Below are 25,966 nucleotides of genomic sequence, written 5' to 3' on the forward strand. Positions count from 1 at the left end.
CGGGCCGTGCCAGGTCCGGGGCTGGTGTGCGTTCGGGCAGGTTTTCGGGTGAATCCCCGCTCCCCTAACGGGTGACCAGAGCCCCCTAGGGATCTCGTTTCGTCACGATCTGGGGCCAACTCCCGATGCCGGGGGAAGCCGTTCATCCATACGGTTCAACCCAACACCTCCGATCCACCTACAGGAGCTCGAGTTCCATGGCCACCCAGATCACGCTGCACGCCTTCACCCTCACCCTGCTGGGCGACCTGGACGCCCGCGCCGAGTTCCAGGCCGACCCCGAGGGCTGCCTGGAGGCCGCCGGCCTGGGCGACATCTCGGTGGCCGAGGTCCACGAGATCCTGCCGCTGGTGCTCGACACCGCGTCCGTCGTGAACGTCGACGCGCTCGACAAGGTCCTCGTCGAGGCGGGCGACCTCACCGCCGCCGACAGCCTCAAGCTCGTCACGGGCCACGTCGAGGGCGTCACGGGGGTAGGTGACCTCGGCGCCACCCCCTCCGCGATCACCGCGCTGGTCACGGACTTCGGCGGTGTCGGCGACGTGTCGCACAGCCTCGACACCGCCGTTCTGACGGCCGGTGACGTCGTCTCGGACGTCTCCGGCCACAGCGCCGCCGCCGTCACGGAGGTGGCCGGCGTCGCGGACGTGCACGGCGTCTCAGAGGTGCTGGTGAAGGACATCGCCACCGACGTCGTCGTCAAGGAGGTCTCGGACTCCGACGTGGTGGTCAAGCACGCCATCGACTCCGTGGACGTCGACGTGAAGGACGTCGCGGACCTGAGCCACAACGTGGTGCACGACGTCGCGCAGGTCGGCGACGTGCACCACGAGATCGGTCAGGTCGTCGGTGACATCAACGTGGGCGACATCCACGTGCTCGACGGCGGTGTCGGCAACAACAACGACGTCGACATCCACTTCTGACCTGTTCGCGGGGGGACAGGCAGCGGGCGCCTGCGGCTCTGCCCCCGAGCCGGGGCGCCCGCTTCTCCCCTCCGCGTTTCACAAGGCTTTCGTCAGGCGGGGTCGTAGAGCGCGGCCAGTCCCCGCTGCATCGCCTCACGGACGCGCCGCAGGTCCACCGGCGACCCGCGCTCCCCGCGTTCGCCGACAGTGCGCCACACGTCCGCGGGCGCGACCCCGACGGGCAGGTCCAGGTACCAGGCGAAGCCGCGCGGTCGTGGCGGCGCACCGGCCTCCACGAGGTAGGAGTTGACGAACATGTCGACGACGTCCTGGTCCGGATGCATCGGCGCGGGCGTGCGCACGACGCGGCGCGGGCCGGCGACCCACGCCAGGAGGAGCTGATAGCCGTTGTCGGGCAAGGCGAGCAGCCGCCTGCCCTCCAGCAGCACGACCCCGTCCGACACCTCGACGGGTTCCGCGTCGACGACGAGGAACAGGTTCCAGCCACTCACTGGAGTCAGGACGAGACGGTCTCGCTGAGGGACTCGCGCTCGGCCTCTGCCCACTTCTCCACGTCCATCGAGGGCTTGCCGACGTTGAGCAGCCGCGCCACCTTCGACCGCAGCGCCACGAACCCCTCGTCGGTCCGCGTCGTCACCTGGTCGCGCTCGGCGGGCAACGGCACCTCCAGATCGGCCACCAGACGCGCGGGAGAGCCGCTCAGGACCAGGATCCGGTCGCCCAGGTACACCGACTCGTCGATGTCGTGCGTGACCACGAGAACGGTCGTGTCGTGCTCACGACGCACACGCAGCAACAGGTCCTCCAGCTCGAACCGGGTCTGCGCGTCCACCGAGGCGAACGGCTCGTCCATCAACAACAACGAAGGCCGGTACGCCAGAGCGCGCGCGATCGCCACACGCTGCTGCATGCCGCCGGAGAGCTGCCATGGCCGCTTGCGCGCAGCCCCTGACAAACCGACCCACTCCAGCGCCTCAGCAGCGCGGACGCGGCGTTCGGCACGTGGCAGGGAGCGCAGCGGGAACTCCACGTTGCCCTGCACCGTGAGCCACGGGAACAGCGAGCGCGAGTAGTCCTGGAAGACCACGGCGAGGTGCGAGCCCTTCAGGGACACGTCACCGCGGGAGGGTTCGATCAGTCCGGAGATCGTGCGCAGCAATGTGGACTTGCCGCAGCCCGACGGGCCCACCACGCACACCAGCTCGCCGGCGCGCACGGTGAACGACAGGCCGCCGATGGCCTCGTAGTCGCCGTAGGTGTGGCCCAGGTCGGCCACCTCAAGCATGTTGCTCATCCCGACTCCTCGGTTGCCACGCCAACGCTCTGCGTTCCACCGCCAGAAGTGCGGTGTTGAGTCCGTAGCCGAGCACGCCCAGAAGGACGATCCCGGCCCACATGCGCGTGTAGTCGAACTCGCGCTGTGCCTGCATGAGTTGCGAGCCGATGCCGTTGTCCGTGCCCACGAGCTCGGAGATGACCATCAGCACCAGTGAGAGCGAGAGAGAGACCCGCAGCCCGGCGAAGATCTTCGGCGAGGCCGCGGGCAGCACGACGCCGAGAACCCACTGCCAGCGCGGGATCCGGAAGACCGCGGAAGTGTCCACTTTGGTCACGTCGACCGAGCGGGCACCGTCCACGCTGTTCAGCAGCACCGGCCAGATGACGCCGAAGACGATCGTGGCGAGCTGCATCGACGTGCCCGCCTTGAACAGCAACAGGAACACCGGCACCAGCGCCGGCGGGGGGATCGAGCGCAGGAACACCAGCAACGGACCCGCGTACTCCATCGCCCGGTCCGAGCGGCCCAGCAGCAGTCCCAGCGAGACGCCGAGCACCGAAGCGATCACCCAGCCGGACAGCAACCGCACGACCGACGGCACGACGTGGCCGGTGAAGTTCTCCGGTTCGAGGACCCACCAGTCCCACGCAGCCGACACGATCTTCGAAGGCGGTGGGAAGAACGGGTCGTCGGCGAACCAGCCGAGCAACTGCCAAATGACGACGAGACCGGCGAACACGGTCCACCGTTGAAGGAACTTGGTCACCAGGCCACCCAACGCCGGCGGACGCGCTCGAGACCGTTGTTGAGCAGGACGCCGATCGCGCCCGCGACCACGGTGCCGACCAGCACCTGGTCCATCCGTCCAGGCCCGCTGCGGGCCTCCATGATGAAGTAGCCGAGGCCGATCTGACTGCCCGCCATGAGCTCGACGCTCACCATCACGATCAACGCCGTCGTGGCCGCGAGCCGGATTCCGGTGAGGACGAACGGCAGCGCGCTGGGCAGGGCCACCAGGAACAGCACACCGAGCCGTCCGGTGCCGAAAACCCTTGCCGTGTCAACGAGCAGGGGGTCCAGTTCGTCCAGGGCGTAGATGGTGTTGAAGAGGATCGGCCACAGTGCTGCGTACACGGCGAGCGTGATCTTGGTTTCCGGTCCGAAGCCGAGCATCACCAGCGCGAGCGGAATCAGTGCCACAGAAGGGATCGGGCGCAGGAACTCGACCACCGCGCGCGTCGCGTGCCGGACGGCGGGGACGCTGCCGAGCACGAGTCCACTCGGCACCGCGATCGCGATGGCGATCACGATGGCGATCAGCAGTGCCAGCACCGTTGCCACGACATGACCGATGAACTCGGGTGAGGTCAGTTGCGTGACCAGCTCACCGAACACGACGGACGGTGGTGGAAGCGCGTGTGCGGGTATGAGAGGGGAGCGTCCTAAGAGCTCCCACAGCACGAGAAACCCGGCGATGCCGAGAAGTCCCCTTGTGAACGCACGCACTCGGTCACCCTAGAGAGTGGATCTCGCGTTCACAATGCGTGCTTGCACAACTGCGCGTTGTTTCCCACACATCGCGGCGGTTCAGCAGACGTCCACGCGCTCCACTTCGCCGAAGCTCTTCACCCATTCGGAGTCCGTGAGCCGCGCGCCGTCTTTTTCACACATCCTCTTGATGATGCGGGCGCTGTCGAGGACGTACGGCAGCAGCTCGGGTGCCTGGCTCCCGCTGCGCACGAGGAAGTCGTCGTGCTGGGGCCGGTACACCGCCCGCGTCGAGTTGCCGTGACCGACGACGTACACGAGCCGGTCGGAGGGACGGCCGCTCGTGTAGAGCCGCTGCACCTCGAAGACGTTGTCGCGCACGACGGCCACGCGGTCGTCGGAAGCGAACGTGACACGGGCCCCGGACCGCAACGTCGTCTCGAGGCGAGCACGCAGCAACGGCGCCTCGCCGGGAACCCGCTGCCACACGTCGACGACCGACTCGGGCGAGCGCTCGACCGCGAGCCACCTGCCGTCGGCACTGTAGGTGATGCCGCGCACGTAGCCGTGCTGGACCAGCGACAGCGCGCTGCGCTCGACGGTGCCGCCGATGCGCCAGAACTCGATCGTCGTGACGCCGGACGCCCTGTCCCAGACCGCGGTGGCGAGCTCGCGGCCGTCCTGGCTGAGCGAGACGGTCTCGGGGTTGTGCACCGGCATCGGCAGCTCACGAGGGTGCCGCGGGTCGCTGAGGTCGAACAGCTCGGCGTGCTCGGACTCGTCCGGCGTCGGCAGCCCGGCGTCCACCGCCGCACCGACCTTGCCGACGATCCGCGCCCCGTCCGGGCTGAGGTCGAGCGTCCGGAACCGGTTGGGCAACGGCGCGAGGTAGGTGATGTCCTTCGCGTCGTCGACGGCCCAGAGGTGCTCCTGGCCGGCGTTGTCTCTCGTCACGGCGCGGCGGTCGGAGAGCTTCACGACCCGGTGGCGGTCGGCGAACCTCTTGCCGGGCTCGGCGCGGTCCTCGTCGATGCTCCACATCCGGTCGGTGCCGTCCTGGTCGGTCACTGCGGCAATCTCCCCGCGCGGGGCCACCACGACGTCCGCGTCGTCCCCCGGCGTGCCGGTGAAGGGGATGCCGCGCGTCATCGCGTTCGCGAGCCGCAGCACCTTCTCGGCCTCCGCCGACGGGTAGACCTTGTAGCCGACCAGCGCGTACTTGTCCGCGTACGGCCGGCGCTGCTCCATCAGCGCCTCGGACTCGGAGATCGCCTTGCCGCCGAGCTCCCTGTCGTTCAACGCGCTGATCTTGCGTTCGTTGGAGAGCGCGTAGACGACGGTGCCGGGCACCAGCGCGATCAGCACGGCCATCACCGCGATCAACGCCGTCGAGCGGCGCGTCTCGCGCTTGGTGCTCATGGCGACGAAGCTGCGTTCCTGTGCCGTCAGGAACGCGCCGAGCTCCTTGGCCTTGCGCAGCCGCGCGCCCCGGTAGAGCGCCTGCGGGTCGCGGTCGCTCGCTTCCCACAGCTCCATCGCCGTGACGAGCTGCTGGTGGGTGCTGAGGTTGTCGCGCTCCTCGTCGATCCACGTGGCGAGCTCCGGCCAGCGCAGCACCGCGTCGTGGGTGAGCTCGACGCCGTCCTCGATGAGCGTGACCAGCCTGGCCTTGGCGAGCAGGTCGAGCAGCTGGCCGTCCGTGTCGAGTCTGCGGCTGCCGCGGTGCACGATTCCGTTGCGCTGCACCGAGATCAGCCGCAGGAAGACCTGTCTGGCGGCTCTGCGGTCGTTCTCGCCGAGGGTGTCGAAGAAGGACTGCGCGGCCTGGGCGGCGACGTGCTCGAGGCCGCCGGACTCCTCGAACCCGGCGAGCGACAGCGTCATGCCGCGCTTGCGCCGCCACGTCTCCACGAGCGCCAGCTGCACCAGCGGCAACGCGTGCTGGTTCGCGGCGTCGGCGACCAGTCGCGCGATGACGGCGGTCTCGACCGTGGCGCCGATCCTGGCGGCGGGCTCGGTGATCGCGCGGCGCAGCTCGTCCGCGCTCATCGGCTCGACGGTGATCTCGGTGCCGCGCAGGCCCTTGTCGTGGCAGCGCCGCCGGTGGTCCGCACGGACCGCGAGCACGACACGGGGGCAGCGGGTGATCGCGGCGATGAAGTCGTCCGCTTCGAGGGCCTGCTCGACGTCGTCGACGAGGAGGACGAGGTCCGGGCGGTGCTGGCGGATCCTCAGCCGGAGGTGGTCGGGGTCCTGCCGGAACTCCTCGGCGAGCTGGTCCGCCGTCGTGTTCTCGAAGATCCCGGCGAGCGCCTCGGCCAGTGCTTCGAGTGGTTTCGCCCCGGGAGTGACCACCACGGCGTCGTCGAGGGCGGGCAGGAGACCGGCCTGCAGCAGGGACGTCCTGCCGGACCCGGACGCGCCGCAGACGAGGGTGAGCTGCTTCGCCTTGACCGACTCGACGACCTGCTCGACGAGGCACTCACGTCCGAAGAAGCTCTTCGCGTCGTGCTCGGTGAACGCGGCGGCCCCTGGGTACGGTGCGTTAGGCTGCAATGGCAGAGTGTGCTCGGCCGCGAGCTCACGCCAGCGCTTGGTCCACGGTGCGGGGTCGGCCTCGCAGGCCTTGACGAACGCCAGGGTCAGCGCCAGCGACGGCAGCTTCCGGCCACCGGCCGCGTCGGACAACGCGGTCGGCGAGTAGTTCGCCCGCCGAGCCAGTTCGCGGTAGCTCGGTTTGCCTGCCTGGTCACGCAGTCTGCGCAGGTCACCGGCGAACCGCAGCAACGCGGTGTCCTCCGGCCCCAGCGGTCGTTCCCCTCGTGGCATGCCGCCTCCTGGCGGGATTGTCCACCAGAGGTTTGCCCGCCGTCTAACGACCCGCTGATCCCTCGCCAGCCCCACGCGCGCCTGGTGATCGCCCAACTCCACTCAGTCACGGCACGGTGGAGTGAAGTCCAGATCGCCGAAGTACCGCGCCCACTCCTCGCGGTTCATCCGCGGGTACGCCTGCTCGCAGATCCGGACGGCCGGGTCGCGCGGATCCACGTTCCACAGCCGCACCGACCGGTCCGCGCCACCCGTCACGACCTCGTCGCCCTCGGGCGTGAGCCCGACCGCCGCGACCGGCCCGGCGTGGCCGCGCAGCAACGCCTGCTCGACCGGTTCCCCCTGACCGCTCAGCTGCCACAGCCGCACCAGCCCGTCGTCGGTGGCCACCGCGACGCTGCCGGCGCCGAGCCAGGCCGAGGTGATCTCGCCGCCGCCGGACGGGATCTCGGCGCGCAGCACGGGGTTGCGCGGATCGGTGGTGTCCCACAGGTGGGCGGCGGTGCGGGCGGTGGTCATGAGGAGGTGGTCGCTGGAGAACTGGGCGCCGCCCGCGAACTCCTTGGTGAGCGACAGGAGCTTGGCGTTGCGCGGGTCCGTCACGTCGACGAGGTGCACGGCCCGGCCGGTGGTGACGGCGGCGAGCACCTGGCCGTCCGGGCGGAAAGCCATGCCCGCCAACGGTCCCAGGCCCAGCTGCGTCGAGAGGAGAAGCCTCGGGCGTTCCTGGCGGAGGTCCGTCCAGAAGCTCAGGGCACCGTCGTTGTCGGTCGTGACCAGAGTCGTGCCCTGCCAGGCGATCGCGGTGGCGCGCGCGGGCAGCACGGCCAGTTCGCGGGGTTTGCCGAGGGAGACGTCGACGACGTGAACGACGCCGTCCGCGCCGACCGAGGCGACCATGCCGCCGGTCGAGTCCGTGGTCAGGGCCGTGACGGCGCCGTCGTGCTTCGCGGCCTCGTGGGACGTGCGCGGCGACGGCAGGTCGTCGAGCCCGGTCACCACGACCGTCCCGTCGCGGTGGCCGGTGACTACCTGTTGCAGCGTCGGGCCGACGACCAGTGCCGTGACCTCGGACTGGGCCTCGCGCAGCACCTGCGACGGCACGTCCTCCTGACGCAAAGCGTTGCGCGCCTGGGAAAGCGGCACGAGCCGGTAGGCGGCCAGTGCGATCTGCTGGGCGAGCGCGGCGTTCGCGGGACGCAGGGCGTTCGCCTCGCCCACGGCCTTCAGGACGGCGGCGGTGGTGCGTTGCTCGTCGGCGGTCCTGCCCGCCTGCAGGGCGAAGACGGTCGTGCTGGCGGCGACGACCACGAGCGCGGCCAGTGCGGCGAGCAGCTGGCGCTGACGGCGGGTCCGTCTTCGCGCGCTCGCCGACACCTCTTCCTCGGCGGCCCGGCTCGCGGCGAGAAACGCTCGTTCCCGGGAGTTGAGCGGCAGTCCGGCGGGAACGTTCGCGAGCCTCCGTCCGCGCAGCAGCGCGCCCGCGTCCCGGTCGAGCGACTCCCAGGTCTGCGTGGCGTGCGTGATCTCGCGCTGCGCCCTGATGTTCTCGCGATCCTCCTCGACCCACTCGTGGAACTCCGGCCAGCCGCGGATCAACGCCTCGTGCGCGAGCTCGACACCGTCCCGGTCGACGACGACGAGCCGTGCCGCGGCCAGCGCCAGCAGCACGTCCTCGTCGGCTTCGAGCTCGCTGCCGTGCACCCGGCGTTTCGTGCCCTCCTCCGTCACGAGCCGCAGCAGGATCCGTTTCGCCTGCGCCTGCTGCCGTGAGGAGAACCCGTTGTAGACCTCCTGCGCGGTGCGGGCGACGGCGTGGTCGAGGCCACCGATCTCCTCGTAGGCGGCGAGGGTCAGCGTCATGCCGCGACGGTGCTGCCAGGTCTCGGCGAGCGCGTGCGACAGCAGCGGCAGCACCGCGGCCTGCCCCACCGCGTCGGCCATCAGCCGCGCGAGCAACGCCGTCTCGACCTTGGCGCCCGCCACCGCGGCGGGCTCGGTGATCGCGAGCCGCAGCTCGTCCGGTGTCATCGCACCGACCATGACCTGGCTGTTCCGCAGAACCTCCACCAGCTCCGGGTACTGCGCGCAGTGGCCGTAGTAGTCGGCACGCACGCCGATGACGACCTTGCCGCACCCGGTGAGCGCCGCGATGAGCCACGCGCGGAGCTCCTCGTCGCGGCACAACGTGAACAGCTCCTCGAACTGGTCCACCACCACGAGCGACCGGTACCTGCGGCCGAGTTCTTCCGGATCGGCGAGCCGGTCGGCGAGCTCGACCGCGTCCTCACCGGTGAGACGCGCGAGCGCGACCGCGCACTCCTCCCGCGGATTCGCGCCCGGCGTGAACAGCAGCACGGGTTCCTTGCTGCGAGCGATGAGACCGGCCCGCAGCAACGACGACTTGCCGGCCCCGGACGGCCCGAACACACCGGTGAAGCGGTTCTTCGTCGTCAGCAGCTCGGCCGTCAACCGCTCGCGCCCGAAGAACTTCGGCGCGTCGTCGGGCTGGAACATGGCCAGGCCGACGTACGGACTGTCGTTGGCAGCGCGCGGTTCGGACCCGACGACCTCACGCCAGCGCCGTGCCCACTCCTCCGGATCGGCGTCACAAGCCTTGGCGTAGGCCTTCGTCACGGCGAGACTCGGCAACTTCCTCCCACCGGCCGCCTCCGACAGCGCAGCCGCCGAGTAGTGCGCCCGCCGGCTCAGCTCACGGTAGGTGGGGCTGCCCGCACGCTCCCGCAGCCGGCGCAGATCCGCCGCGAACCGCAGGAGACCGCTCTCGCCCTCGTCGAGAGGGCGTTCCCGTCTCGGCATCCCGCCATTGTTCAGAGAACTTTGTTCAGCGGCCAACACATGACCGTGAACAACCCGTTCGCCCTAACGTTGAAGTGGCGCGTCCGCCGCCCCTCGTCGGCCTGTTTCGTGTCCAGACGGGCGCATCGCGGTGCCGCCCCCACGCCCGCATGTCGGGCACATGGGGGCGTGGGGGCGGTGCCGTGAGGTGCCCTGCTGGGCGCGGAACAGACCTGGCGAGGGGCGGCGGACGCGCCACTCCAGGGAAGACCCGGTGCTCACGCCCCGAACCGGCGCCGGTGTGGCCGTGGGTGGCCGCCTCCAGGTGCCACCCACGGCTCAGCCCGTTCAGCACACCGGCACGCGCTCGACACCGGAGAAGTAGCGCTGCCATTCCTCGTCGGACAACCGCACGTACGCGTCTCCACACCTGTCCCGGACGACCTCATCGACGTCGATCCTCAGATACCAGATCGACGTGCCACCGACTGACGTGGCGAAGGCCTTCCTCGACGGCAGGTAAGCGAGCCCGGTCGACGCCGCTTCGTATCCCTCCAGCGCGGCGACGCGCCGGACGACACCTCGCTCCCCGACATCCCACACGTGCACGCCTCGGTCCGTGGCGATTCCCAGGTAGCGGCCGTCCTCGGTGAAAGCGACGGTGGACAGACCGGTCTCCCGCTCGGGAAGTTCCGTCCACATCGCCAGGTTCTCCGGATCGGAGACGTCCCGGACCTCGGTCGTACCGGCTTTCTCGTTGTGCATGACGAGCCGCGTGCCGTCCGGGCTGAAGGTGAGGCGGGACGAGCCGTCGTAGTTGACCTGCCAACTGCTCGCGAGGCGCGGCTGGGCTCCGTCGAGCCGCCACAGTTCAGCGGTCCTGCGGTCGGTGCTCCTCCTGAACAGCGCGAGCAGCTTGCCGTCGTCCGACAACGCCATGCTGCCGCTCACGTCGGCGCCGGGCAGTACGACTTCTCGGAAGCCACCCGCCCCGTCGTAGAACCACACTCGCGCCTTGTCCTCCGTGACATCGGGGTTGCCCGGCGTCGGGGTCTGCGCCAGCCGTCCGGCGAATGCGTCTCCAGCACTGGTCAGGGGCGTGTGGTAACCGAGCGAACTGCTGACCGCGGCGAGTCGCCGCGATTGCGCGGGATCAGTGGTGTCCAGCAGCTCGACACCCATCTTCGCCCGAAGCTCGACACCCACTGCCATCAGCGACCGCTTGCCGTCCTGGCTGAAGCTGAGCGCACGTCCCGGCAGCACCATGTACGGCTTGGCGGGCGTGTCCGTGTGCCGCCAAACTCGCCGGCTGGTCCGTTGCACGTCAGGCCCGGGCATCTCCGTGAAATACCCGTTGTCGAGCAAGGTGTAGTAGACGTCCTTCGAGTCACGCGCATACGTCCTGGTCGCCGCATCGGCGCTCAGCAGTGCGTCACGGGTCTCGTCGCCCGGAGCGACGTGGTAGGCGGCGAGCGCGATCCGCAGTGCCGTTTCAGGATCGCGCTCGATCATCCAACGCGCCGTGTTCGCCGCGTTGTTCGCCACGAGGCCGACCTGCTGCCGGGCCACCTCCGCGGCTCTGTCCACAGCGAACACGACAGTGCCCGCGAGCAGCACGACCAGCACCGACAGCACGGTCACCACGACACGCACCCGGCGGACGCGGCGGCGGCCGTCGGCCTGGCTGGCTTCGAGGAACGCGCGTTCGGGTTCGGAGAGCGAGTTCGAGTTCAGCTCTCCGGCTTGGGCGAGCCGGGCACCCTTGTAGAGAAGGTCCCGGTCGCCGCCCCACGCCGCGGCCGCCTCGGTGAGCTGGTGGTGCACGCGCAGCGCGTCGCGGTCCTCGGCGATCCAGTCCCGCAACCTCGGCCACGACCGGATCAGGGCCTCGTGAGCGAGCTCGGCGTGCTGCTCGGTGAGCGTGACGAGGCGAGCGGTGGCGAGGCGTTCGAGGACGTCGGCGTCGAGGTCCTCGCGGGCGGCACGGCGTTTGGTGTCCTCGGTGCCCTCGCCGAGAGCGATGAGGCGCAGGAAGATTCCTCGGGCCGTCTGTTGCTGTTCGGGCGTGAGATCGGAGAACACTGCCTCGGCGGTGCGAGCGACGGCGTGCTCGACACCACCGGCTTCCTCGTAGCCGGCCAGGCTGAGGGTCATGCCGCGGCGGCGGTGCCAGGTCTCGACGAGGGCGTGCTGGACGAGAGGCAGGGCGGCTGACTGTCCCGCGACGTCGGCGACCAGGCGCGTGACGAGGGCGGTTTCCACCGTCGCCTCCGCACGTTGCGCCGGCTCGACGATGGCGCGGCGCAGCTCGTCGGTGGTCATCGGGCCCACCAGGAGCTGCGCGCCCTCCAGGGCCTCGACGAGTTCCGGGTGCCGGCCGACGTGACCGTAGAAGTCGGCACGCACGCCGATGACGACGTGCGGGGCTGCGACGAGCGCTTGGACGAACCAGTCGCGTTGCTCGGGACCGCAGAGGGTGAAGACCTCCTCGAACTGGTCGACGACGAGAACCAGGTCTGCGTTGTGCTGCTTGACGCGCAGGCCGAGAGCGGCGGGGTCGGCCAGCTCCGCCCGCAGCGACACGGCCGAGCCGCCGGTGAGCTGGGCCAGGCGAACCGCGCACTCGTCGATCGGGTGGACCCCTGGGGTGAAGACCAGGGCCTCGTCGAGGCGAGGCACGAGACCCGCGCGCAGGAGTGAGGACTTGCCTGAGCCGGACGCCCCGAAAACGCCGATGAACGGCCGTTCGCGCGTGAGCCTGACCAGCTTCGCGGTGAGCTGCTCGCGGCCGAAGAACCGGTCGGCGTCCTCGTTCTGGAACGCCTTCAGTCCCACGTACGGCGTCTCGCCACAACGGTCAGGCGGTGCGGCGATGGCACGCCAGCGGGCCTCCCACTCCCCCGGATCGCCCCCGCAGGCGTTCACGTAGGCGAGCGTGACCGCGAGCGTCGGCAGCTTCCTGCCGCCCGCGGCGTCGGACAACGCGGCCGCCGAGTAATGGGCGCGTGAAGCCAGCTCTCGATAGGACGGTCTGCCCGCCTTCTCCCTGAGCCGGCGCAGGTCCGCCGCGAAGCTCCCCAGTTCGCTGTCCTGGTCGTCAAGCGGCCGTTCGGCACGTGGCATGTGATCTCCCCCAGTGACCACGTGTCTACACCGTGTTGTCCAGATCTGTCCTTCGACCCTGGACAAAGAGATCTCCCTAACGTCGTTTCCACCGGTCAGCGGCCGGAACGAGCGCGAGGGGGACCATCTGATGATCAGTGAAGCAGGTGCGCGGTGAACGAGGTGCCCGCACGGATGGTGTGCGAAGTCGATCGCGGCATCTACGTGACACGGCCGGACGAGCCACCGCGGTACGTGCCGCCGGGGACGAAAGTCTTCATCGACGCGTGGATCGGCGCGGGCTGGTATCGCGGCAGGCTCTGGGACGACCCCAGAGAGGTGCGCGTGCACGCGGGCGACCTCGGGCTGCCCGGCGGGTGCTGACGTCGCGGCGAGCGCACGTCCCTCCGGCAGCCGGCCGGAGGGACGTGCGCGTCAGCAGACAGGAACCCGCTCGACGCCGTGCAGGTACCTGTCCCACTCCTCGTCGGTGAGCGTGACGTTCCCCCGTGCGCACAAGGTCTTCGCCGTGCGGTCGATGTCGACCGGGAACCGCAGGAGTTGCCGATCGGCCGGTGTCATCGCGCCGACGAAGTCGTTGTGGTCCGGCCGGTGGTGCAGCTCCGCGTGGAAGGCGTCGAAGCCGCGAAACGTCGCCAGGCGACTGCCTGCCCCGCTGAACCTGATGTCCCAGAGCACCACGCCGTCCGTGGTGAGCACCGCGACCACGGTGTCGGCATTGCCGAACACCAGCTTGGTCTGGCCGGGTCTGGCCTCCTGGAACTCGGTCCACGTCCTCGGCGCCGACGGATCCGTGACGTCCCAGACCTCGATGCGCGGGTTCACCGGCATGCGCACGCTCAGAAAGCGGCCGGTCGGGCTGTACTTCACGGTCACACCGGGGTCGACGAAGCGAACGAACACCTCGTGCAGACCGTCCGGCTCGATCCGCCAGATCCGCAGAGCTTCACGTCGAGACGCGTCCACGCACACGGCCGCCAGCATCTGGCCGTCCGGACGCAGGGTGGGCGCCGACGTCGTGCGGCACGGCAACGGCACCATCACCGGTGGACCCGAGTCGGTGAGCCGCCACAACGACGGTTCGCCGTCGAGCTCGAACGGCTCGCCGTCGCCCGCGCGCTCCAGCTTCACACCGACGAGCATCCTGCCGTCGTTCGAGACGCTCGTGGGGCCGAGCGGCAGCGGAAGCGTCGACACCAGTCGCGGAGCGGAGGGGTCGGAGACGTCCCGAACCTCCGTGTTCGCTGCACCGACGTGAACGAGTGTCCTCTCGTCACCGCTGAACATCGCGTACCTGATGTGCGGGAGCACGCTGACCTGCGACGCCGTGTCTCCCGACACCGCCCACAACGCCGTGCCATCGAGCCGATCGCCGGACAGAGCCAACTTGCCGTAAGGCGACACCGCCAGGAAGTCCTTCGTCTTGTCGGCGGGGTCCGTCGAACGGATCGCGCCGGCGAGCGCATAGGTCGTCAGCAGGACATCTCGAACCTGGTCCCTCACGCTCTCGTCGTACGACCCGAGGCGGAAAGCAGCCAACCCGACCCTGAGCGCCAACTGCGGATCACTCACGCTGAGAGTGGTCGCCTCGTTCGCGGCCTTGAGCGCGTCGAGTCCGTCCCGTTGCCAAGTGGCTTCTTCGGACGACAGGCGGGCGATGAAGAACGTGCCTGACATCAACAGCATCAACACGTTCAGCATCACGACAGCGGCTCGTCCCCGCCAGGTCCGCCGTCGTTCTGCCCGCTGCCGATCCTGCTCGGCAGCGACACCGGCGTCCACGAACGCGCGTTCGTCCGGGGTCAGCGCGTCGCGGTCCAGTGCGGCGGCATCGGCCAACCGTGCGCCGCGGTACAGCTGGTCGGGGTCATGGCCGTCCCACGCTGCCGCCGCCTCGGTGAGCCGGTGGTGCACGTTCAGCGCGTTGCGGTCCTCCGCGACCCAGTCACGAAGGCGCGGCCACGAGCGGATCAAGGCCTCGTGGGTGAGCTCGACGTACTGCTCGGAAAGCGTGACCAGACGTGCGCCGGCCAGGCGTTCGAGCACGTCGGGGTCCAGGTGCCGGAGCGCGGCGCGGCGTTTGGTGTCCTCCGTGCCCTCGCCCAGGGCGATGAGGCGCAGGAAGATCTGCTTGGCCGCGGTCTGCTGGAGATCGGACAGGTCACCGAACACGGCCTCGGCCGTGCGGGCGAGCGCGTGCTCGACGCCGCCCGCTTCCTCGTAGCCCGCCAGCGAGAGCGTCATGCCGCGGCGGCGGTGCCACGTCTCCACCAGTGCGTGCTGCACGAGCGGGAGCGCTGCCGCCTGACCCGCCACGTCCGCGACGAGCCTGGCCACCAAGGCGGTTTCGACGGTCGCACCCGCGCGCTGAGCGGGTTCGGTGATGGCGCGGCGGAGTTCGTCAGGCGTCATCGGGCCGACCAGCACCTGGGCGCCTTCGATCGCTTCGACGAGTTCGGGGTGGCGGCTGAGATGGCCGTAGAAGTCCGCCCGGACGCCGATGACCACGTGTGGAGCTGAAAGCAGTGCCTTGATGAACCAGTCGCGCTGCGCGGCACCGGCCAGCGTGAACAGCTCCTCGAACTGGTCGATCACCAGTACGAGGTCCTCGTCCAGCTGCCTGATCCGCAGCCCCAGGGCACGCGGGTCAGCGAGCTCCGCGACGAGCTTCACCGCGGACTCACCGGTCAGCTGCCCGAGACGGACCGCACACTCGTCGATCGGTTGAACGCCAGGGGTGAACACCAGTGCGTTCTTGACGCGTGGCGCCAGGCCCGCGCGCAGCAACGACGACTTGCCCGAGCCGGACGCGCCGACCACCACCACGAAGGCGCGTTTCTTCGAGAGGTCCAGGAGCTTCGCCGTGAGCTTCTCGCGACCGAAGAACCGATCGGCGTCCTCCCTCTGAAAGGACTTCAGTCCGACGTACGGCGCCTGGCTCGTCTCACCGGGTGGGGCCGCGATGGCGTGCCAGCGCTCTTTCCACTCCTCCGGATCGCCTCCGCACGCCGTGACGTACGCCAGCGTGACGGCCAGAGTCGGCAACCTGCGGCCGCCTGCGGCATCGGACAACGAGGCGGCCGAGTAATGCGCCCGTGAAGCCAGCTCTCGATAGGACGGTTTCCCCGCCTTGTCGCGCAGCCGGCGAAGGTCAGCGGCGAACCTCCCCAGTTCGGTCTGATCGTCGTCAAGCGGTCGTTCTGCACGTGGCATGCGGTCTCCCCCTGTGACCACTTGTCTACACGCTGTTGTTCAGCGTTAGCCGCCGACCTTGAACAAAAAGATCTCCCTAACGTCATCGGTGCCGGTCAGGGGGCTGGCACGAACACGAAAGGGATCACCTGATGATCATTCGCAAGATGGGGGCCGCAGTGGCCGCCGGCGCCGCGGGTCTGGCACTTCTGATGGCTCCGGCCGCCGCGTCCGCGGAGCCGGCGCAGGTTCAGCAGGTGCGGGCACAGGCAGCGGTCGACTGCTTCGTCGACGTCGACCGGGCCAACTTCCGGGACGAGCCGTGGGGCCGGATCCTCGGCTCGGTCGGGCGCGGGCAGGGCTTCAACGCCCGCGACTGGGCCGATGGCTGGTACGTCGGCGAACTGTGGGGCGACCCCCAGCGCAGGACCGTGTGGATGCACTACTCGGTGCTCAGCTATCCGTGCGGCGACTGACGTGCATCGCGTTCGAGTCCTCGTCGCCGGTCTGTTGTTGTCACTCGCCCCGGCGGCAGGGGCGCAGGCAGCGACAGAGCCGTGGCTGTGCCAGGTGAAGCGGGACATCGGCCTCAACCCGATCACCCCTCCGGTGCGGAAGGGCTCCTGGTTCGAAGCGCACAGCTGGGCCGACGGCTGGTACGTCGGCAACGTGCGGGGCGGGCCCACGAACGTGCGGATCCACACCGACGACCTCGGACCGCCTTGCGGCGCATGAGGTGAACGAGTACGCGTCCCTCCGGGCTCGGGGGCCCGGAGGGACGTGTGCGTCAGAGACCGACGAGCTTGTAGAGGCCGCCGACTTCCTGGCGGTTGAGGACGCGCATCGAACCGGGACGCTGGTTGCCGAGCGACACGTCACCGATCGCGACCCGCACCAGCGACTGCACCGGGTAGCCCACGTGCTCGAGCAGGCGGCGCACGATGTGCTTGCGGCCCTCGTGCAGCACGACCTCGACCAGCGCCTTGCCGGGAACCGCGCTGATGAGCTTGAACGAGTCGACCTTGATCGGGCCGTCCTCGAGCTCGATGCCCGCCTTGAGGCGCTTGCCGAGCCCCTTCTCGACGGGACCGGGCACCTCGGCGAGGTAGGTCTTCATGACGTTGTAGCTGGGGTGCATCAGCCGGTGCGCCAGCTCGCCGTCGTTGGTGAGCAGCAGCAGACCCTCGGTCTCGGCGTCGAGGCGACCGACGTGGAACAACCGCTCCTTGCGGTTGCGCACCAGGTCACCGACGCACGGACGCCCCAGGTCGTCCTCCATCGTGGACAGCATGCCGAACGGCTTGTTCAGCGCGATCGTCACGACGTCCTCGCGGATCTGCACCCGCACGCCGTCGACGTGCACGACAGCGGTCTCGGGGTCGATCCGCCGCCCCTGCTCGCGCACGATCTTGCCGTCGACCTGGACACGCCCCTGGTCGATCAGCTCCTCCGAAGCACGGCGCGAGGCGATCCCCGCCTGCGCGAGCACCTTCTGCAGGCGCACGCCCTCGTTCTCAGACATCGTCGATCGCATCCACTTCGGGCAGCAGCGGCGCGATTGGAGGCAGGTCATTGAGTGACGACAGCCCCAACCGCTCCAGGAACAGTTCGGTCGTGCGGTACAGGATCCCACCCGTGTCGCTGTCGGTGCCCGTCTCCTCGATGAGCCCCCGAGCGACCAGGGTCCGGATCACACCGTCCACGTTGACGCCGCGCACCGCCGCGATCCGCGCCCTCGTGACGGGCTGCCGGTAGGCGATCACCGCGAGCGTCTCCAGGGCCGCGCGGGTGAGTTTCGCGCGCTGCCCGTCGAGCAACAGCTTCTCCACGAACGGGGCGAACCGGTCCCGCGTGTAGAACCGCCAGCCGTCCCCCGCCCTGCGCAGGTCGATGCCGCTGCCGGACTCGGTGTACCGGGTGGACAGTCTACGGAGTGCCTCCTTGATTCGCTTAACCGGCTGCTCAAGGGCACTGCTGAGCTGGTCCTCGGCGATCGGGCTGTCGACGACGAGGAGCACGGACTCGAGCGCGGCCTCGAAGGTCGCGTCGTCGGTGAGGTCGGGGAGGCCGCTGTCCTCGATGGCCTCTTCGGGGGCTGCCGCGAGGAGTTGGGCTTCCAGGGTGGCGGCGTCGAGGTCGGGATCCGGCTCGGGTTCCGGGTCGGGTTCGGCTTGCGGCTCGGGTTCCGCGGCAGGCTCGGGCTCGGCCGGTTCGGCCTCGGCAGCGGGCTCAGGCTCGCGCCCGGCCGCCTCCTCGCCCCCGTCGAACGCCGGCCCCGGGTTCTCGATCTCCGCCGCGTCCGGCCCCACCAGTGGCTCGCTCATCCGCCGTAATCCTCGTCCTCGTCGCCTGCGTGTGCCTGCGCCTGCGCTTGCTCCAACGTCCCGCCGACCCACGTCACCTGCAGCGGACCGAGCGGGTCCTCCTGCTCGAAGGCCAGCGACTTCTCCCGGTACAGCTCCAGCAGCGCCAGGAACCTGGCCACGATCTCCATGGTCTCGGTGCAGTCCGCCACGATCTCCGCGAACGAGGCCGTGCCCTTTTCGATCAGCAGCGCGCGCAGGGTGTCGGCCGTTTCGCGGATCGACACGCGGTGCTGGTGGATGTGGGCCGTCGAGAGGGTTCGCTTCTGCTTCGGGCGGAAGGCGGCGGCTGCGATCAGGGCGAACTTCTCGGGCGTCACGCCGAGCATCACCTCGGGGAGCAGGCCCTCGAAGCGCTGCTCCAGCGACACCGACCTCGGGTAACGGCGGTAGGCGCCTTGTTCCAGCTCGGCGAACAGGGCCGCGACCTGTTTGTAGGCGCGGTACTGCAGCAGGCGGGCGAACAGCAGGTCGCGGGCCTCCAGCAACGCCAGATCTTCTTCGTCCTCCACGTCGCCGGTGGGGAGGAGGCGGGCCGCCTTCAGGTCCAGCAGGGTTGCGGCGATGACCAGGAACTCGGTGGTCTCGTCGAGGTCCCACGAGTCGCCCATGCCGCGGATGTGCGCGATGAAGTCGTCGGTGACCTGGTGCAGGGCCACCTCGGTCACGTCGAGGGTGTGCTGGGAGATCAGCTGCAGCAGCAGGTCGAAGGGGCCTTCGAAGTTCGTGAGCCTGACCTTGAACTTGCCGTCGTCGACCGGGGTCTCAGCGGGTGTTTCCTCTGTCACTGCTCGCGCAACCTGCGTACCAGCAACGACGCGTCCCCGTGCGTTTCGAGGTCGTCCAGCACGATGGCGATCGCCTCGCGCACCACGCGGCCGCGGTCGACGCCCAGCGAGTACGAGCCGCGCAGCGCCAGCCTCGCCTGTTCCAGGGCCAGCAGTTCCTCGTCGGACACGTACACGGTGATCTTCGTGGTGTGCTTGGTCCGGCCGGAGCCTCGGCGCTGGACGGGAGGCTCGACCGACTCGGAGACCTCAGGTGGGGTGGCGGCAGCGGTCAGCCGGAACAGCTCGGCCGCGCCCGGCAATGAGGGGCGACGGTTCACCGGGCGATCACCTCGCGGGCCAGCGCGCGGTAGGCGTTGGCGCCGGACGAGCGGGGTGCCCAGCGGGTGATCGGCTCACCGGCCACGGTGGTCTCCGGGAAGCGCACCGTGCGGTTGATGACCGCGTCGAACACGATGTCGCCGAACGCCTCCACGACGCGGGCCATGACCTCACGCGAGTGGAGCGTGCGCGGGTCGTACATCGTGGCGAGGATGCCGGTGATGTTGAGCTTGGGGTTCAACCGTTCCTTGACCTTCTCGATGGTGTCGATGAGCAGCGCCACCCCGCGCAGCGAGAAGAACTCGCACTCCAGCGGGATCAGCACACCGTCCGCGGCCGCGAGGGCGTTCACCGTGAGCAGGCCGAGCGAGGGCTGGCAGTCGACCAGCACGTAGTCGTAGTGGTCGATCACGGGACGAAGAGTGCGCACGAGCGTGTGCTCGCGGCCCACCTCCGACACGAGCTGGATCTCGGCCGCCGACAGGTCGATGTTGCTCGGCAACAGGTCCATGTCGTCGACCATGGTCTTGCGGATGACGTCGGGAACGGCGGTGTCGTTCTCCATGATGACGTTGTAGATCGTGGTTTCCAGCTGGTGCGGGTGCACGCCGAGGCCCACCGACAGCGCGCCCTGCGGATCGAAGTCGACGAGCAGCACCCGTCTGCCGTACTCGGCCAGCGCCGCGCCCAGGTTGATGGTCGTCGTCGTCTTGCCGACGCCGCCCTTCTGGTTGCAGACAGCCAGGATCTTCGCCGGGCCGTGGTGCAGCAGCGGCGGCGGATCCGGGATGTGGCGGCGCGTGCGGCCGGTCGGGCCGATGCCGTCGACCTGCTCGTGGGCGACGTCGTCCACCGGCGCGGCGTGCGGAGCCAGGTTCAGATCGGCACGGGGCGCGAAAGCGTGCTCCGGTGTCGACATGGCTGGCGTTCCCTCACTGGTCGTAGTCGTCTCTCCGGGCGCAGCCTAGGCCGCACCCGTGCGAGCGGCAACGCGCCTCGCCGGGCTTGTCAAGACTTGGTTAGACGGCGACATCCGTTCGTGTCCGCCGCTCGGACGCTGTCAGCACCACGTCCAGCAGACCCGGGAAGAGAAGATCCAGGTCATCACGGCGCAGCGACACCCAGCGCTGGTTGCCCCGGCAGCGTGTTCGTGTGATGCCCGCTTCCCGCAGTACGCGGAGGTGCTGCGACAGGGTCGACTTCGCGACGTCAACCTCGAAGGCCCCGCACAGCCTCTCACCGCTCGACTGGATCTGGCGCACGACCGCGAGCCTCGTCGGGTCGCTCAGCGCGTGCAGCACAGCGGCTAGATCAATGGCCTGTGGGGACGGCTCGTCCAAGTTCGGCACCTGACCACCGTACCCGTGGAAGCCTCATGTTCCAGTGGCCCGAGGGTGTGCAGTTGCGTAGACCTCCCTCAAAGTCGTAACGGTTACCAGTGTGTACACCTGAGTGGTCGTAACCGATGCGTGCCCAAGAAGTTCTTGAACCACCCGAACGTCCGCACCCCCTTCGAGCAGATGGGTGGCGAACGAATGTCGCAACGTGTGAGGAGACACCGCGGCGGTGATTCCAGCCTCCTCCGCAGCGGTCTTCAGAACGGTCCACGCGCTCTGCCGCGAGAGCCGTCCACCGCGCGCGTTCAAGAACAACGCGGGCGTCCCACGCCCCTTCGCCGCCAACGCCGGCCGCGCCCGCACCAGGTACGCGTCCACCGCCGCCAACGCCGGCCGACCCACCGGCACCAACCGCTGCTTGCCTCCCTTCCCGTCCAGCAACACCGTCCGCTCGGCGGCGTCGATGTCGTCCACGTCCAGCCCGACCACCTCGGAGATTCGTGCTCCAGTCGAGTACAGCAGCTCCAACAGGGCTTTGTCCCTGAGGTTTCCCACAGTTTCGAGGAGGGTGAGAACCTCATTGACCGGTAATGCTTTTGGCAGCCTCTTCGGCGGCGATGGCGGGTGCACGGCCCGTGCGGCATCATGCGGCACAACGCCTTCACGGTGCGCGAAGCGGTGCAACCCGCGCACGGCGACCAACGTTCGTGCGGCAGAAGACGCAGCAAGCCCGCTTTCCCGCAGTGCGGCGAGGAACTCACTCACCTGCACCTCGGTCACCGCGCCCAGATCCGTGACACCGATGGACTCCAGGTGTTCGGTGTACCGGCGCAGATCACGGGTGTAGGAGTCGAGCGTGTTGCGGGCGGTGCCGCGTTCCACGGCGAGGTGGTCGAGATACGTCGCCACCAGCTCAGAAATCACGCCAGCCCTTCCAACACGATCTTCCCGTCACGCGCGTTGACACCCTTGGCCAGCGCCGGATCCGAAGCGACAGCTGCCTCGAAACCCTTGTCCGCCAACGCGATGACGTATGGCAACGTCACGTTCGTCAGCGCGTATGTCGACGTGTTCGGCACGGCGCCAGGCATGTTCGCAACGCAGTAGAACACGGAGTCGTGCACACGGTACGTAGGTGAGTCGTGTGTGGTGGGCCGCGAGTCTTCGAAACAGCCACCCTGGTCGATTGCGATGTCCACGAGCACACTTCCAGGACGCATCCGGGACACCAGTTCGTTGCTGACGAGCTTCGGCGCCTTGGCTCCCGGCACGAGCACGGCCCCGACCACCAGATCGGCCCAGCGGCAGGCCTTCTCGACCTCGTAGACGTTCGAGGCGATCGTCTGCAGGTGCCCTCGGTAGGTGAAGTCGATCTGCCGCAACCGGTTGACGTTGTTGTCCAGCACGATCACCTCGGCCTGCATGCCGACCGCCATCGTCGCCGCGTTCATCCCCGCCACCCCGGCGCCGATCACCGCGACCTTGCCCGCCGCGACACCGGGCGCACCACCGAGCAGCACGCCGCGGCCGCCCTGGGCGCGTTCCAGGCAGTGCGCGCCCACCTGGGCCGCCATCCGGCCGGCGATCTCGCTCATCGGCGCCAGCAACGGCAACGTCCCGTCCGGCAGCTGCACGGTCTCGTACGCGATGGCCGTGATGCCCGACGAAGCGATCGCCTTTGTGCACGACGGCGACGCGGCCAGGTGCAGGTACGTGAACAGCACCTGGTCACGGCGCATGCGGTGGTACTCGGGCTCGATCGGCTCCTTGACCTTCAGCACGAGATCGGCTTCAGACCACACCTCATCGGCGGAAACGGCAATCCGCGCGCCCGCCGCCGTGTACTCGTGGTCGAGGAACGACGAGCCTGCTCCGGCGTCGTGTTCGATCACCACGTCGTGTCCGCGGCGGACCAGCTCGACCACTCCCGCCGGGGTGATGGCCACGCGGTACTCGTGGTTCTTGATCTCCTTTGGGACACCGACCAGCATCGTCGCAGCGTATTCCCGATATCGATCTGCTGCATCGGATAACGTGGCGAGCCGTGTCAGAACCATTCGGGCCGGAGCAGCAGCGCATCGGCAACCAGCAGCGCGAGGAAGCGATCACCGCGCTCAACGACCACTTCGCGATGGCGCGGCTCGACATCACGGAGTACCAGGGGCGGGTGAACCGCGCGTCCGGCGCGCAGTCGTACGCCGAGCTCGCCGAGCTCTTCCGCGACCTGCCGCAGCCGCACCCGCCGTTCCTCGCACCGCCTTCGGTGCCGTTCGCCGCCGTGCCGCCGCCCCCATCGGGTTTCGCGCCCCAGCCCACGCAGCCGTACTACCCGCCGCCCACGGGCCCGCAGCCGCAGTTCACCGGTCCCCCGCCACCCGTCATGGGTTACGTGGCCGCCCCGTACGGCTTCGACCCGATCACCGGCGTACCGCTGTCGGACAAGTCGAAGATCGCCGCGGGCGTGCTCCAGTTGTTCCTGGGCGGCTTCGGCGTCGGCCGCTTCTACACCGGCCACGTCGGCATCGCCATCGCGCAGCTGCTGACGTGCGGCGGCTGCGGCATCTGGTCGTTGGTCGACGGGATCATCCTGCTGGTCAGCGGCGGCACGGACGCGCAGGGCCGCAAGCTCCGCGACTAGCGCCTGTATCGAAGTAGAGCGGCTCAGGCCTACCGGGGCTATTTTTTAGCGCGAAAAGCACGTCCGGGCCATCTATCGGCCCGAACGTGCTTTTCGCGCCAAACAGCAGGGGTGCGGACTTCGATACAGGCGCTAGATCCCGGCGAGATTGCGCGCCACGCCCCACACAGCGGAAACGACGAGAACGGCGAAACCGACCGACTTCGGCACGGATCGCCGTTCGCCAGTCCACCTGTCACGTGTCCACCGCGCGAAGAGCCACACGGCCAGTGGCACGCCCAACGTGAGCAACACGGCGTTGTAGTGGAACGCGCCGACGACATCACCGTGCAGCAGCGCGTGCACCATGCGCGTGGCACCGCATCCAGGGCAGTCGAGTCCCGTGACCCACTTGAACGGGCACTTCGGCAGCAGGTTGCCCGGCTCGTTCGGGTCGACGAACATCAACAACCCCGCGCCCACACCCGCGGCCGCGAGAACGATGAACGGCGCATTCATACGCCTGAGGTGGACAAAAGCGCCGTTCATCGTTCCAACCTACTTCTTTCGTGCGGCGAACCGGGTCGGCTTGTCGCGGAACGGCGCATCGGCCGGACGCGGCTCGGCGCGGCCCTCCAGCACCTCACGGGCCGCGAGCAGCCCGGCGACAGCGGACGCGTTCACGATCTCGCCCGAGAACACCATCCGCACGGCCTCGTCGATTCCGAAGCGGTGGATCTCCAGGTCCGCCTCCTCCTCGCCCTGCACGTCGCGGTCCACGTCGGACAGACCTCGCGCCAGGAAGACGCGCACGACCTCGTCGGTGAAACCGGGTGAGGCGGCCGCGTCGACCAGCACGTCCCAGCGCTCGGCGTCGAGCCCGACCTCCTCGGCCAGCTCCCGCCGCGCGCCGACGACCGGCTCCTCGCCGTCGTGGTCGAGCAGCCCGGCCGGCAGCTCCCAGAGGTGCCGCCCGAGCGCGTGCCGGTACTGGTGGATCAGCACGACCGAACCGTCGTCGTCGACCGCCACGACCGCGACCGCGCCCATGTGCTCGACGATCTCGCGCTTGGCCGTCTCGCCACCGGGCATCTCGACGTCGTCGATGCGCAGCGCCACGACCTTGCCGACGTGCAGGTCCTCGCTGGAGACCGTCCGGAAGTCGTGCCGGGAGGTCACTTGGAGGCTCCCGCCGTCAGCGGCAGCCGGTCCGCGACCCGGTAGTCGATCGCGGCCTTCACGAACGCCGCGAACAGCGGGTGCGGCTTCGTGGGACGCGACTTGAGCTCCGGGTGCGCCTGCGTGGCCGCGTAGAACGGGTGCACGTCGGACGGCAGCTCGACGAACTCGACCAGGCGGCCGTCCGGCGACACACCGGAGAACACCAGGCCGGCCTCGGTGAGCTTGCCCCGGTAGGCGTTGTTGACCTCGTACCGGTGCCGGTGCCGCTCGGACACCTCGGTCGCCCCGTACGCGGACGCGACCACCGAACCCGGCGTGAGCTTCGCGATGTACGCGCCGAGCCGCATCGTGCCGCCCATGTCGCGCTGACCGGAGACGACGTCCTCCTGGTCGGCCATGGTGGAGATGACCGGCGAACCGCCCTCTTCGAACTCGCTGGAGTTCGCGTCCTCGATGCCCGCGAGGTTGCGCGCCGCCTCGATGACCATGCACTGCAGGCCGAGGCACAGGCCCAGCGTCGGCACACCGCGCGTGCGGGTGTACTTCAGCGCGCCGATCTTGCCTTCGATGCCGCGCACGCCGAACCCGCCGGGGATCAGCACCGCGTCCATGCCGGACAACGCCCGCGCAGCGCCCTCGGGCGTCTGGCACTCGTCCGACGGCACCCACTTGATCTCGACCTTGGCGTGGTGCGCGAACCCGCCCGCACGCAGCGCCTCGGTGACCGAGAGGTAGGCGTCCGGCAGGTCGACGTACTTGCCGACCAGCGCGATCTTCACCGTCTCGGTGGGGTTGTGCACGCGCTCGAGCAGGTCGCCCCACACCGTCCAGTCGACGTCGCGGAACGGCAGGTCGAGGCGGCGCACGACGTAGGCGTCGAGGCCCTCGGCGTGCAGCACCTTCGGGATGTCGTAGATCGACGGCGCGTCCACGGCCGCGACGACGGCGTCGGTGTCGACGTCGCACATCAGGCCGATCTTGCGCTTCAACGAGTCCGGGATCTCCCGGTCCGCGCGGCACACGATCGCGTCGGGCTGGATGCCGATGTTGCGCAGCGCCGCGACGGAGTGCTGCGTCGGCTTGGTCTTCAGCTCGCCGGACGGCGCCAGGTACGGCACCAGGCTGACGTGCAGGAAGAAGACGTTGTCGCGGCCGACGTCGTGACGGACCTGGCGGCACGCCTCGAGGAACGGCAGCGACTCGATGTCACCGACCGTGCCGCCGACCTCGGTGATGACGACGTCCGGCGTGACGCCGTCGGCGTCCGGCTCGGCCATCGCCCGGATGCGGCGCTTGATCTCGTCGGTGATGTGCGGGATGACCTGGACCGTGTCGCCCAGGTACTCACCGCGCCGCTCCTTGGCGATCACCTCGGAGTACACCTGACCTGTGGTGACGTTCGCGTCGCCGCTCAGATCCCGCGCGAGGAACCGCTCGTAGTGGCCGATGTCGAGGTCCGTCTCGGCACCGTCGTCGGTCACGAAGACCTCGCCGTGCTGGAACGGGTTCATCGTGCCGGGGTCCACGTTCAGGTACGGGTCGAGCTTCTGCATCGTTACCCGCAGGCCGCGCGAGGTGAGCAACTGGCCGAGGCTGGAGGCGGTGAGCCCCTTGCCCAGGGAGGACGCGACGCCTCCCGTGACGAAGACGTGCTTGGTCGTACGTGCCTGCTGCACCAACGGGGCTCCCGTGAAAATCGTGGGGGTAAATCCCCCTATC

At 69.2% G+C, this 25,966-nt stretch carries 24 protein-coding genes; 5 read left to right on the top strand and 19 right to left on the bottom strand.

The window, feature by feature from the left end; genetic code table 11:
• Positions 1-197 precede the first annotated feature (197 nt).
• Entirely contained in the window at positions 198-926 is a 729-nt protein-coding gene (locus ACFOWZ_RS31710; protein WP_382377594.1) for an IniB N-terminal domain-containing protein, read from the top strand.
• A 92-nt stretch (positions 927-1,018) separates the two neighbouring features.
• Here ACFOWZ_RS31710 and ACFOWZ_RS31715 read toward each other — a convergent pair whose 3' ends face one another.
• The 7 genes from ACFOWZ_RS31715 to ACFOWZ_RS31745 all read right to left on the bottom strand — a co-directional run bounded on the left by ACFOWZ_RS31715 (position 1,019) and on the right by ACFOWZ_RS31745 (position 12,447).
• Entirely contained in the window at positions 1,019-1,420 is a 402-nt protein-coding gene (locus tag ACFOWZ_RS31715; RefSeq protein ID WP_382377595.1) for a DUF5956 family protein, read from the bottom strand.
• 5 nt (positions 1,421-1,425) lie between these two features.
• Positions 1,426-2,223: an ABC transporter ATP-binding protein gene (locus ACFOWZ_RS31720; RefSeq protein ID WP_035910938.1), complete on the bottom strand. Its 798-nt coding sequence runs from the start codon at positions 2,221-2,223 to the stop codon at positions 1,426-1,428.
• Positions 2,207-2,974 carry an ABC transporter permease gene (locus ACFOWZ_RS31725; RefSeq protein WP_382377596.1) on the bottom strand — a complete coding sequence of 256 codons (768 nt, stop codon included), beginning with the start codon at positions 2,972-2,974 and terminating at the stop codon, positions 2,207-2,209. Before ACFOWZ_RS31725 ends, ACFOWZ_RS31720 begins: the two co-directional genes overlap by 17 nt.
• Positions 2,971-3,714, bottom strand: a complete 744-nt coding sequence (locus ACFOWZ_RS31730; RefSeq protein ID WP_030468867.1) for an ABC transporter permease — start codon at positions 3,712-3,714, stop codon at positions 2,971-2,973. Before ACFOWZ_RS31730 ends, ACFOWZ_RS31725 begins: the two co-directional genes overlap by 4 nt.
• A gap of 81 nt (positions 3,715-3,795) precedes the next feature.
• Positions 3,796-6,525: an nSTAND1 domain-containing NTPase gene (locus ACFOWZ_RS31735; RefSeq protein ID WP_382377597.1), complete on the bottom strand. Its 2,730-nt coding sequence runs from the start codon at positions 6,523-6,525 to the stop codon at positions 3,796-3,798.
• Between the two features lie 102 nt (positions 6,526-6,627).
• On the bottom strand, positions 6,628-9,345 hold the full coding sequence (locus ACFOWZ_RS31740; RefSeq protein ID WP_382377598.1) for an nSTAND1 domain-containing NTPase: 2,718 nt from the start codon (positions 9,343-9,345) through the stop codon (positions 6,628-6,630).
• A 327-nt stretch (positions 9,346-9,672) separates the two neighbouring features.
• The gene (locus ACFOWZ_RS31745; protein WP_382377599.1) at positions 9,673-12,447 is read right to left on the bottom strand and encodes an nSTAND1 domain-containing NTPase; all 2,775 of its coding nucleotides are present in this window, start codon (positions 12,445-12,447) and stop codon (positions 9,673-9,675) included.
• A gap of 153 nt (positions 12,448-12,600) precedes the next feature.
• Here ACFOWZ_RS31745 and ACFOWZ_RS31750 point away from each other — a divergent pair, with 153 nt between their 5' ends.
• Positions 12,601-12,810 (top strand): hypothetical protein, encoded by a 210-nt coding sequence (locus ACFOWZ_RS31750; protein WP_382377600.1) that lies wholly within the window; start codon positions 12,601-12,603, stop codon positions 12,808-12,810.
• A 51-nt stretch (positions 12,811-12,861) separates the two neighbouring features.
• Here the strand turns inward: ACFOWZ_RS31750 and ACFOWZ_RS31755 are convergent, their stop codons facing one another.
• Complete coding sequence (locus tag ACFOWZ_RS31755) at positions 12,862-15,660, bottom strand: nSTAND1 domain-containing NTPase (RefSeq protein ID WP_382377601.1); 2,799 nt, start codon at positions 15,658-15,660, stop codon at positions 12,862-12,864.
• Positions 15,661-15,791: 131 nt separating this feature from the next.
• Here ACFOWZ_RS31755 and ACFOWZ_RS31760 point away from each other — a divergent pair, with 131 nt between their 5' ends.
• Together ACFOWZ_RS31760 and ACFOWZ_RS31765 are read left to right on the top strand one after the other, a co-directional pair.
• Complete coding sequence (locus ACFOWZ_RS31760; protein ID WP_382377602.1) at positions 15,792-16,115, top strand: hypothetical protein; 324 nt, start codon at positions 15,792-15,794, stop codon at positions 16,113-16,115.
• Position 16,116: 1 nt separating this feature from the next.
• Positions 16,117-16,374: a hypothetical protein gene (locus ACFOWZ_RS31765; protein WP_382377603.1), complete on the top strand. Its 258-nt coding sequence runs from the start codon at positions 16,117-16,119 to the stop codon at positions 16,372-16,374.
• A 52-nt stretch (positions 16,375-16,426) separates the two neighbouring features.
• On the opposite strand, the gene ACFOWZ_RS31770 is transcribed toward ACFOWZ_RS31765, so the two are convergent.
• The 8 genes from ACFOWZ_RS31770 to ald form a co-directional block, all read right to left on the bottom strand.
• On the bottom strand, positions 16,427-17,161 hold the full coding sequence (locus tag ACFOWZ_RS31770; RefSeq protein ID WP_382377604.1) for a pseudouridine synthase: 735 nt from the start codon (positions 17,159-17,161) through the stop codon (positions 16,427-16,429).
• Complete coding sequence (gene scpB, locus ACFOWZ_RS31775; protein ID WP_382377605.1) at positions 17,154-17,963, bottom strand: SMC-Scp complex subunit ScpB; 810 nt, start codon at positions 17,961-17,963, stop codon at positions 17,154-17,156. Before scpB ends, ACFOWZ_RS31770 begins: the two co-directional genes overlap by 8 nt.
• A complete protein-coding gene (locus ACFOWZ_RS31780; protein WP_382377606.1) occupies positions 17,960-18,790 on the bottom strand; it encodes a segregation and condensation protein A in 831 nt (276 codons plus the stop codon). The genes scpB and ACFOWZ_RS31780 overlap by 4 nt, the downstream gene beginning before the upstream one ends.
• Positions 18,787-19,110 carry a hypothetical protein gene (locus ACFOWZ_RS31785; RefSeq protein ID WP_382377608.1) on the bottom strand — a complete coding sequence of 108 codons (324 nt, stop codon included), beginning with the start codon at positions 19,108-19,110 and terminating at the stop codon, positions 18,787-18,789. The genes ACFOWZ_RS31780 and ACFOWZ_RS31785 overlap by 4 nt, the downstream gene beginning before the upstream one ends.
• Positions 19,107-20,030, bottom strand: coding sequence for a ParA family protein (locus ACFOWZ_RS31790; RefSeq protein WP_382377610.1), 924 nt, complete (start codon positions 20,028-20,030; stop codon positions 19,107-19,109). Before ACFOWZ_RS31790 ends, ACFOWZ_RS31785 begins: the two co-directional genes overlap by 4 nt.
• 100 nt (positions 20,031-20,130) lie before the next feature.
• Positions 20,131-20,460 (bottom strand): ArsR/SmtB family transcription factor, encoded by a 330-nt coding sequence (locus ACFOWZ_RS31795; RefSeq protein ID WP_081902248.1) that lies wholly within the window; start codon positions 20,458-20,460, stop codon positions 20,131-20,133.
• Positions 20,461-20,484: 24 nt separating this feature from the next.
• The gene (gene xerD / locus ACFOWZ_RS31800; RefSeq protein ID WP_030468857.1) at positions 20,485-21,360 is read right to left on the bottom strand and encodes a site-specific tyrosine recombinase XerD; all 876 of its coding nucleotides are present in this window, start codon (positions 21,358-21,360) and stop codon (positions 20,485-20,487) included.
• Positions 21,361-21,368: 8 nt separating this feature from the next.
• A complete protein-coding gene (gene ald, locus ACFOWZ_RS31805; RefSeq protein ID WP_382377612.1) occupies positions 21,369-22,439 on the bottom strand; it encodes an alanine dehydrogenase in 1,071 nt (356 codons plus the stop codon).
• Between the two features lie 53 nt (positions 22,440-22,492).
• Between ald and ACFOWZ_RS31810 the strand changes: the two genes are divergently transcribed.
• Positions 22,493-23,086, top strand: coding sequence for an NINE protein (locus ACFOWZ_RS31810; protein ID WP_382377613.1), 594 nt, complete (start codon positions 22,493-22,495; stop codon positions 23,084-23,086).
• Positions 23,087-23,218: 132 nt separating this feature from the next.
• Here the strand turns inward: ACFOWZ_RS31810 and ACFOWZ_RS31815 are convergent, their stop codons facing one another.
• Genes ACFOWZ_RS31815 through ACFOWZ_RS31825 form a run of 3 tightly spaced genes read right to left on the bottom strand, consistent with a single transcriptional unit; the run spans position 23,219 to position 25,923 of the window.
• A complete protein-coding gene (locus ACFOWZ_RS31815) occupies positions 23,219-23,584 on the bottom strand; it encodes a DUF2752 domain-containing protein (protein WP_382377614.1) in 366 nt (121 codons plus the stop codon).
• 39 nt (positions 23,585-23,623) lie between these two features.
• Positions 23,624-24,244: an NUDIX domain-containing protein gene (locus ACFOWZ_RS31820; RefSeq protein WP_030468853.1), complete on the bottom strand. Its 621-nt coding sequence runs from the start codon at positions 24,242-24,244 to the stop codon at positions 23,624-23,626.
• The gene (locus ACFOWZ_RS31825) at positions 24,241-25,923 is read right to left on the bottom strand and encodes a CTP synthase (RefSeq protein WP_382377616.1); all 1,683 of its coding nucleotides are present in this window, start codon (positions 25,921-25,923) and stop codon (positions 24,241-24,243) included. Before ACFOWZ_RS31825 ends, ACFOWZ_RS31820 begins: the two co-directional genes overlap by 4 nt.
• Positions 25,924-25,966: the final 43 nt, after the last annotated feature.

The organism is Lentzea rhizosphaerae, assembly GCF_042649515.1.
Lineage (GTDB): Bacteria > Actinomycetota > Actinomycetes > Mycobacteriales > Pseudonocardiaceae > Lentzea > Lentzea aerocolonigenes.

Bases quoted from the DNA above. Each gene is read 5' to 3' on its own strand.
- ACFOWZ_RS31710 (WP_382377594.1), top strand. From the start codon at position 198: ATGGCCACCCAGATCACGCTGCACGCCTTCACCCTCACCCTGCTGGGC.
- ACFOWZ_RS31720 (WP_035910938.1), bottom strand. From the start codon at position 2,223: ATGAGCAACATGCTTGAGGTGGCCGACCTGGGCCACACCTACGGCGAC.
- ACFOWZ_RS31735 (WP_382377597.1), bottom strand. From the start codon at position 6,525: ATGCCACGAGGGGAACGACCGCTGGGGCCGGAGGACACCGCGTTGCTG.
- ACFOWZ_RS31740 (WP_382377598.1), bottom strand. From the start codon at position 9,345: ATGCCGAGACGGGAACGCCCTCTCGACGAGGGCGAGAGCGGTCTCCTG.
- ACFOWZ_RS31745 (WP_382377599.1), bottom strand. From the start codon at position 12,447: ATGCCACGTGCCGAACGGCCGCTTGACGACCAGGACAGCGAACTGGGG.
- ACFOWZ_RS31755 (WP_382377601.1), bottom strand. From the start codon at position 15,660: ATGCCACGTGCAGAACGACCGCTTGACGACGATCAGACCGAACTGGGG.
- ACFOWZ_RS31760 (WP_382377602.1), top strand. From the start codon at position 15,792: ATGATCATTCGCAAGATGGGGGCCGCAGTGGCCGCCGGCGCCGCGGGT.
- ACFOWZ_RS31770 (WP_382377604.1), bottom strand. From the start codon at position 17,161: ATGTCTGAGAACGAGGGCGTGCGCCTGCAGAAGGTGCTCGCGCAGGCG.
- scpB (WP_382377605.1), bottom strand. From the start codon at position 17,963: ATGAGCGAGCCACTGGTGGGGCCGGACGCGGCGGAGATCGAGAACCCG.
- ACFOWZ_RS31790 (WP_382377610.1), bottom strand. From the start codon at position 20,030: ATGTCGACACCGGAGCACGCTTTCGCGCCCCGTGCCGATCTGAACCTG.
- ald (WP_382377612.1), bottom strand. From the start codon at position 22,439: ATGCTGGTCGGTGTCCCAAAGGAGATCAAGAACCACGAGTACCGCGTG.
- ACFOWZ_RS31815 (WP_382377614.1), bottom strand. From the start codon at position 23,584: ATGAATGCGCCGTTCATCGTTCTCGCGGCCGCGGGTGTGGGCGCGGGG.